At 58.2% G+C, this 8,046-nt stretch carries 6 protein-coding genes; 3 read left to right on the top strand and 3 right to left on the bottom strand.

Going from position 1 to position 8,046, the window contains the following annotated elements:
* Positions 1-249 (top strand): hypothetical protein (locus EYB53_RS16195; protein WP_205712671.1); only part of this gene is annotated, 249 nt, incomplete at its 5' end.
* Positions 250-313: 64 nt separating this feature from the next.
* Here EYB53_RS16195 and EYB53_RS16200 read toward each other — a convergent pair.
* Together EYB53_RS16200 and EYB53_RS16205 are read right to left on the bottom strand one after the other, a co-directional pair.
* Positions 314-3,505, bottom strand: coding sequence for a DEAD/DEAH box helicase (locus EYB53_RS16200; RefSeq protein WP_135479464.1), 3,192 nt, complete (start codon positions 3,503-3,505; stop codon positions 314-316).
* A 236-nt stretch (positions 3,506-3,741) separates the two neighbouring features.
* The gene (locus EYB53_RS16205; RefSeq protein ID WP_135479465.1) at positions 3,742-4,929 is read right to left on the bottom strand and encodes an acyl-CoA dehydrogenase family protein; all 1,188 of its coding nucleotides are present in this window, start codon (positions 4,927-4,929) and stop codon (positions 3,742-3,744) included.
* Between the two features lie 196 nt (positions 4,930-5,125).
* Here EYB53_RS16205 and EYB53_RS16210 point away from each other — a divergent pair, with 196 nt between their 5' ends.
* Together EYB53_RS16210 and EYB53_RS16215 are read left to right on the top strand one after the other, a co-directional pair.
* Positions 5,126-5,893 carry an ABC transporter ATP-binding protein gene (locus EYB53_RS16210; RefSeq protein WP_135479466.1) on the top strand — a complete coding sequence of 256 codons (768 nt, stop codon included), beginning with the start codon at positions 5,126-5,128 and terminating at the stop codon, positions 5,891-5,893.
* 193 nt (positions 5,894-6,086) lie between these two features.
* Positions 6,087-6,965 (top strand): zinc metalloprotease HtpX, encoded by an 879-nt coding sequence (locus EYB53_RS16215; RefSeq protein ID WP_135479467.1) that lies wholly within the window; start codon positions 6,087-6,089, stop codon positions 6,963-6,965.
* Positions 6,966-7,049: 84 nt separating this feature from the next.
* On the opposite strand, the gene EYB53_RS16220 is transcribed toward EYB53_RS16215, so the two are convergent.
* Positions 7,050-7,838 (bottom strand): DUF4058 family protein, encoded by a 789-nt coding sequence (locus EYB53_RS16220; RefSeq protein WP_135479468.1) that lies wholly within the window; start codon positions 7,836-7,838, stop codon positions 7,050-7,052.
* Positions 7,839-8,046: the final 208 nt, after the last annotated feature.

Below are 8,046 nucleotides of genomic sequence, written 5' to 3' on the forward strand. Positions count from 1 at the left end.
CTGGTGTTGCCGGGTGCCCTGGTGTTGCCGGGTGCCCTGGTGTTGCCGGGTGCCCCGGTGTTGCCGGGTGCCCTGGTGTTGCCGGGTGCCCTGGTGTTGCCGGGTGCCCTGGTGTTGCCGGGTGCCGCCGTTTGCTTGGGCCGTTGCACAGGGCACCCGCAAGGGGTGCCCGTACACCGGGCCCGGCCCCCCCGCCGGGTTGCGCCGGGGCCGCGCACGCCACCACGACGGCCCGGACGGTGTCTGTAGGGGCACCCCTTGCGGGTGCCCTGGTGTTGCTGGGTGCCCTGTTGTTGCTCGTTGGGGCCGTGTGCTAGGTAAACAAGACCTCCACATCGTCGCGGGTGAGCGATTTGAAGACGCCGCCTTCCGAAGAGATCAACTGCGAGACGAGGGCGCGTTTCTGGTCTTGGAGCTTGAGGATCTTCTCTTCGACCGTGTCGCGAGTGATCAGTTTGTAGACAAAGACCGGGCGCGTCTGCCCAATGCGGTGGGTGCGGTCGGTCGCTTGCATCTCGACCGCCGGATTCCACCAGGGATCAACGTGGATCACATAGTCGGCAGCGGTCAGGTTGAGCCCGACGCCCCCAGCCTTGAGGCTGATCAGGAAGAAGGGCAGATCGTCGGATTGCTGAAAGCGGTCAACAACGCTCTGGCGATCGCGGGTGGAGCCGTCAAGGTAGGCGTACGGGATCTTGCGGTCATCGAGGCCCTGGCGGATCAGGGTGAGCATCTGCACAAACTGCGAAAAGACGAGCGCTTTGTGTCCCTCAGCCTTGAGGGTTTCGAGGGTTTGCAGCAGCACCTCAAACTTGGCCGACTGCCCGCGGAACTTCGCATCGACCAGGCGCGGATGATTGCAAATCTGACGGAGCCGCAAGAGGCCCTCGAGGATCTTCATGCGGGCATCATTGAGCCCATCATTATCAATCAGGCCAAGCAGCAGCGCGCGATAGTGGTCACGGGTCTTATTATAGAGCTTGCGTTGCGCCGCTTCCATCTCGACAATGACGAGTTCCTCGGTGCGCGGGGGCAGATCGAGCGCAACCTGCTCTTTGGTGCGGCGCAGGATGAAGGGATAGACCATCTTGCGGAGAAACGTGGCCGTCTCGCTATCCTGTTTGCGTTCGATTGGATTGGCAAACTCCTCACGAAAATAGTCAAGATTGCCGAGCAACCCCGGATTGAGAAAGGCAAACTGCGACCAGAGTTCGAGCGTACTATTCTCGACAGGCGTTCCCGTCAGGACGAGGCGATGTTCGGCCTTGAGCGTCCGTGCGGCGCGTGACGTCTCGGCGAGCGGATTTTTGATCGCCTGCGACTCGTCGAGAATCAGATAGTGAAACATATACGAGCGGAGCAATTCCGCATCACGGAGCATCACACCATAGGTCGTCAACACCAGATCGTACTCGCTAAACTGGTCAGGCTCGCTGATCCGGCCCTGGTCAGCGTGGACATAGACGCGAAGACCGGGTGCAAACAGGCTAGCCTCGCGTTGCCAGTTGAAGAGCAGCGAACGTGGCATCACGATCAGCGTCGCCACAGGGCGTGGCGCTTGCTCATAGAGTGACTGGAGGAAAGCGAGCGTGATAATCGTCTTGCCCATCCCCATATCATCGGCGAGACAGCCGCCAAAGCCATAGTCGCGCAGGAAGTGGAGCCAATCATAGCCGGCTTTTTGATAGGGGCGCAGTTCGCCCACAAAACCACTGGGCAAGGCCCGTGGCTCGAGGCGCTCGAAACTGCGCAGGCGCTCGCGGCGTTCGGCAAAGGCGGCATCAGTCTGCGCACGGTCGGCCTCACTGAGCACCTGATCGAGCAACCCGAGGTGATGCGACGAGAGCCGCATGCCGTCGTCGCGCTCTTCGGCGAACGCAAAGAGGTGCCGATAACGCTCGATCCACTCTTCGGGAATCGCCCCGAGCGAACCGTCGGCGAGCTTGACATAACGATCACGGCGTTTCATCGCCCGTTTGAACTCTTTGAGCGAGAGTTCCTGATCGCCAAAGGTAATCACGGCCTCGACATCGAACCAATCGATGCCTGAGCTAACATTGAAGCTAATCGAAGGGCGATGGCGATTGACGCGGGCCGAGGTGAGGGCATCTTCACCAAAGACGGTAAAACCGGCGGCAACGAGTTTGGGCACGTCACGCAGCAAAAAGTCAACCGGGGCGACCGACTTGCGCAGCGCAAACTCGTGCGCACTACTCCCGCGTTTGAGCCCAAAGCTAGCCCCGAGTTGTTGCTGGGCCATATGTTCGGCAATCGCGTTGCGGCGAATGCGGGCGAAGGTTGTCGTCTGCTCAACGCGGGTCACCGTCTCGATCGGCGTTTGCTTCTCGAAAGGAACCTCGCATGTGCCATAGCCAAAGCGCAACTCGGCGATCAGTTCACCCTCACGTTCCGCGAGATAAATCCGCGGCTCAGGTTCAGCCTCGATCTCTTGCCACTGCACCACATCGCCCCGCACCGGCACCGTCCGACTGAGCGGGACAAGGTAATGATCGAGGAACTCGGCCTCATCTTTGGCTGGAATGCGCAGCCGAGGATGCTCGGTCATTAAATCGGGGGTAGGGCCAAATTCATTGATCCGGAAGATATACTCATCAGCGAGCATCCACTGCGGATCACGGGTCAAAATATGGGCCTGGCCCGGGCGCAAGACAAGACTCTTCTCATCAAGCGAGGCGCGAAACGTTGCTTCGATGGCGTCGCTGTGCCTGGTCACCTCAAGCTCAACCGTAGCCGGATGCTCTTGAACATAGAGCCGCCCGAGGCTCAGCGGGGCCAGATCCGTGCCGGCATAGATCAGGCCCCCCGCGAGCATCGCTAAGAGCGTGCCGAGCGTTTTGGTGCCTGTGTACCAGTAGCCATAACTATTGCTGGCCGTAATCGCGGTATTGGCAGCAGCAATGATAGGAACTGGCACCAGAGGATAGCTATCAGGATTGATCTGACTACGGATCATTTTGACCTGTTCGGCCAATTTATCCTGCTCGATCGCCTGGGCAATGCGGTTAGGGTTGCCTTCGTGATCAGGGGGAAGGAAGCGCCCATTGAGACTATACGGCAGCAGGGCCCAGCTTTGACCGCGTTCTTGCAGACTAAAGAGGATCACATTGTTCAAGGGGACGGAGGTTGTGCGACGGTTGGGCGCCTGAATGGCGCGGTCAAGTACGGCGCGCCAGACTGAAGGAGGATTGGCTTGCAGATAGTCGCGCAGGGCTAGCACTCCCGCTACACGATGCTTGCAGAGCCCCCAGCCATACTGGGTGCGTGCGCTCGTATTGACATAAATCTGATTGCCTGCAAGATTCACCGTCACATAGACCAGATCTTTGCCAGGCTCTTCCACCTCTAATTTCGCTGAAAGGTGTGTGCTCTCGATAACCCGCGCAGCCCCACGTTCATATAATTCACGCCCTGCTTTGACCGTCGTGGGGTGGGTATTCTTGAGCAAATAGTCAATCGGTAACGTCTCAGCCGTCAACAGCAACATAGACTACCTTGATCAATGCATATCAGTGGCACATCCCTTCCACTATACTCGTAGCCGTGCAAGTCGTCAAATATATGGTCAAGCCCCACCCAACAGGGGCGGGGGCCGAATCCGGTGTACGGGCACCCCTTGCGGGTGCCCTTGCGGGGTGCATGCACGGAAGAAGATGCAATCGCCCCACCTATCACCTGGCGCGGTGGGACGGCGAAGCCGTCCCACCGCGCCAGAGGCGATGCTTATACGAAGGCTTGCAGGCCGGTGATCTCGCGGCCAACGACGAGCGAGTTGATCTCGTTGGTGCCCTCGTAGGTGTAGACGGCTTCCATGTCGGCGAAGTGGCGGGCGAGGTGGTGCTCAAGCAAGATGCCGTTGCCGCCGAGCAATTCGCGTCCCAGGGCGACGACGTTGCGGGCGCGGGCAGCGCACTGCTGTTTGGCAAGCGAGGCCATGCCCTCGGTGACCTGGTTGAGGTCTTCATCAAGCAGGCGACTGAGCCGCCAGGCCATCAATTGGGCCGCAGTCAGATCGCCGAGCATCACCACCAGTTTTTGCTGGACGAGCTGGAATGAGGCAATCGGGCGGCCAAATTGCTCACGTTGCAACGCATAGGCTCGGGCCAGTTCAAAGGCGGCCAGGGCATGCCCAACGGCTTCCCAGGCGACCCCGTAACGAGTCGCCTTGAGAATCTGCGCCGTGTCGCGGAACGAACGCGCCCCTGGCAGCCGATTGGCTTCGGGGATTTCGACGTTCGTCATGGTGATCGCAGCATTTTTCAGGGGGCGCTTGGCAATTTTGCCGCCGATTACTTCGGTTTCAAAGCCGGGCGTTCCATGCTCCACCAGAAAGCCGCCTACTTTGCCGGTCGCTTCATCGTTGGCCCAGACGACGACGACATCGGCAAATGAGGCGTTGCCGATCCAGCGTTTGGCCCCGTTCAAGACATACCGATCCCCGACGCGGCGCGCCGTGCTTCGAATGTGGCTCGCATCTGAGCCAACCTCGGGCTCGGTCAACGCAAAGGCCCCGATCAGTTCAAGGCGGGCCATAGGGGGCAACCAGCGCTGCTTCTGTTCTTCGGAACCACAGAACGCCAGCGCTTGCATCGCCAGACCACTGGTGACGCCGAGAAAGGTCTCGACGCTGCCATCGCCCCGCGACAACTCCATCGCACCGATGCCCACGGCCACATGGCTCAGCCCCGGACAACCATAGCCCTTGATCGTTCCCCCGGCGAGGCCCAGCGCGGCCAGGCCTGGCACCAGTTCAAACGGAAACTCGGCTCGCTCCCAATAATCGGCAATGATCGGAATGACCGACTCATCGCAGAAGGCGCGGACACGTTCCCGTACCGCACGCTCATCAGGCGTCAACAGCCCGTCAAGATGAAAAAAATCCAACTCGCGCTCGAATGTCGCCATTGCCATTGAGGGTTTCTCCATAGTAAGACAAGATCGTTCCAAAGATCGCCGTGCGCGAAGCCGCTGTGGAAATGCTTTCGCGATCGAGGAGCAGGCTCCCACAGTCGTTATGACGCACTGCGTAATAAAGCATACCACAAACCATGGCCTTTGCGCAAGCAAGAGCTTGTTTTATCGGGGAGCGTGTGTTAGCATCACCCGTATGACAACGCTGATCCTTGATTCAATTACCAAAACCTATCCTGGTAAACATACACCTGTTGATGCGCTTGAAGATGTCCATTTGGAAGTTCAGGCGGGTGAATTTGTCAGCCTGGTCGGGCCGAGTGGCTGTGGCAAGAGCACGCTCTTTAATCTGGTGGCCGGGCTCGAGCGCCCTGACACCGGGCGTATTCTGCTTGATGGTAAGGAGATTACCGGGCAGCGGGGTCTGGTTGCGTATATGCCGCAACGCGACGCCCTGTTGCCTTGGCGCAGTGTGATCGAGAATGCCGTGCTGGCAACGGTTGTCCAGGGGGGCGACGTTGCCGCCGTGCGCCGCGAAGCCGAGGCATTGCTGGCCCCCTTTGGCCTGGCTGGTTTTGCCGATACGCGCCCTGCGGCCCTCTCGGGCGGGATGCGCCAGCGCGTAGCCCTGCTACGCACCGTGCTCTGGCATCGCCCCGTGATGCTGCTCGATGAGCCTTTTGGCGCACTTGATGCCCTCACGCGGGCCACGCTGCAACAGTGGCTCCTGCAGCTCTGGACAACGCTTGACCGCACGATCATCATGGTGACGCATGATATTGACGAGGCGCTTCTGCTCTCGGATCGGATCTATGCCTTTTCGCCCCGCCCTGGGCGCGTATTGCTTGACCTGACGGTCGATCTGCCCCGCCCCCGCGACTTTGCCGTGACCAACCACCCCCGTTTCCTCGCCCTGCGTGAACAGCTTCGTGATGTCTTGTTGCAAGGTCAACCTCTTCCCTAATGTAATTTTCCCCTCCTCAAGGGGTATTCACTCTCTGTGCAGATGCTTTGCAAAACGGTATGATTGCTGTAAATCTGCGGCCTGTGGCCCGCAAGAATCTTGCTTGCGTTGGCGCAAACGGCCAGCAAAGCTGGCCTTTGTGCCAACGCAAGCAAAAGTTTTTCATCCATCAAAAGGGAGCAAAACAAAACATATGCAAATGTGGAATACGTTCAAAACAGGGATATTGCTGGCCGGGTTGACTGGTCTCTTTGTTGTGATTGGTGGGCTGCTGGGTGGCCAGTTTGGCATGATCATCGCGCTGGTCTTTGCGGTGGCGATGAATATGGGGGCCTGGTGGTTCTCGGATAAGCTGGCGCTCAAGATGAGCGGGGCACGCGAAGTGTCCCCCGAGGAGGCCCCCGAGTTGCACGAGATGGTCGCGAAACTCTCACTCCGTGCCGAGATTCCCAAGCCGCGGGTCTATATGATCGAGGCCGATGCGCCGAATGCGTTTGCGACCGGACGTGATCCGGCGCACGGCGCGGTGGCGGTGACGACTGGCATCGAGCGGCTGTTGACCCGTGATGAGCTTGCCGGCGTAATTGCGCACGAGCTTGCGCACATCAAGCACCGCGATACGCTCATTTCGAGCATCGCGGCCTCGATTGCCGGTGCGGTGACGATGATCGCTGATATGGCGATGTGGAGCATGATCTTCTCAAGCTTTAGCAGCGATGATGGCGAGGAGAGTGGCGGACTGGCCGAGATGTTCAGTGGCGTGTTGATGATGGTGCTGGCACCAATTGCCGCCGTGATCATCCAGATGGCGATTTCACGTTCGCGTGAGTACCTGGCCGACGAGGGTGGCGCCAATATCCTTGGCGATGCCCTGCCCCTAGCGAGTGCGCTTGAGAAGCTCGAGTGGGCGGCTGGTCGCGTCCCAATGCAAGCGAGCCCGGCGACCTCGCACCTCTACATCATCAACCCGATCGTCGGCGGTCTTGGCAACCTCTTCCGCACGCACCCGCAGACCGAAGAGCGCATTGCGCGCCTGCGGGCAATGGCTTCGCGGAACCCGATGATGGCGTAGGTCTAGAGTTTCGCCCCGGCGCTTTATCTGATGGGCGGGTATGGGTGGCAAAGTCACCCATACCCGCCTTTTTACATGTTCGCTTTAGCGGCGATCGAGCAACGCTCGAACCCACGCTTTATCTTCATCTGATAGGGCTGGTGCAGGCGGCGGTTCCTGGTAATTAAGCGACAAATCATATGCCGCCTCGTCATATATTTCGGTAAACGCGCTTCCTAAAAGGAGGACTACGTCATCATCAGGCTGGCGCAATGGAACGGGTATATTTGGCCAAGCATCTTTTAAGTGCAAGGGCCATACATTGGTCTTCCCCGTATGTGCGCGCGTAAGTGTGATTAGATATGGCACATCAGGTAAGGTTGGGTGGGAAATAGGTCGTGTCCCCCGCCTGAGAAGATCGAGCTCTAACAAATGAACCCCGGCTTGGTACAATCTTTGTCGCTTTAAACGATACTGCTGCAAGCCAGGTTCACGTTTATTGACCGGAGACAACAACTCAATCGAAGTAATAAGTTGATTTTGTGCTGTATCACGGATTTCAACAGACGTAAGCTGAATATCAATCGGCAATATCACAGGTATTGTAAGTGCTGCAGGCGTCACGGCTCCAAATCCTGTTTCTTGTCGAAGCATTCCTGGCGGCTGCTCTCTTGCATGTTGCTGAGCCCGCATAATTTCCACATCAGGATAGAGGATTCCAATATCCCCTTCAGGCGATACATCTTCTACAACATAGATATTGAGGCGCGCAGTATAACGAGGACGAATAAGTGGGGTTAAGAGTTGACGAATCTTTGCGGAAAGAGCATTATGCACATCAGGCCAAAGGTATCCTTCAAGATATGGATCCATGCCAGGAAACGGAGAAGGCATATGTCTGTTCCTCCACCCAAGGCTATTGGCTACTGTTTATACAACGATTGTAGCATACAAAGGTTCTCTCGTAACCCTAACGGGTGCGTAAAACAGGGCGATTGCATCATACGAAACCGGATAAAAATACGATCTCTGTGGCAGCATGTGCATGCAACCAGCGGCGCAAACGGAGGCCCCCGGCCATGCCCTGTAGGGGCACCCCTTG

The organism is Candidatus Chloroploca mongolica, assembly GCF_004762035.2.
Classification (GTDB): Bacteria; Chloroflexota; Chloroflexia; order Chloroflexales; family Chloroflexaceae; genus Chloroploca; species Chloroploca mongolica.

What these genes read in the sequence shown, in the direction of transcription:
- EYB53_RS16200 (WP_135479464.1), bottom strand. Translation starts at nt 3,505, where the DNA reads ATGTTGCTGTTGACGGCTGAGACGTTACCGATTGACTATTTGCTCAAG.
- EYB53_RS16205 (WP_135479465.1), bottom strand. Translation starts at nt 4,929, where the DNA reads ATGGCAATGGCGACATTCGAGCGCGAGTTGGATTTTTTTCATCTTGAC.
- EYB53_RS16210 (WP_135479466.1), top strand. Translation starts at nt 5,126, where the DNA reads ATGACAACGCTGATCCTTGATTCAATTACCAAAACCTATCCTGGTAAA.
- EYB53_RS16215 (WP_135479467.1), top strand. Translation starts at nt 6,087, where the DNA reads ATGCAAATGTGGAATACGTTCAAAACAGGGATATTGCTGGCCGGGTTG.
- EYB53_RS16220 (WP_135479468.1), bottom strand. Translation starts at nt 7,838, where the DNA reads ATGCCTTCTCCGTTTCCTGGCATGGATCCATATCTTGAAGGATACCTT.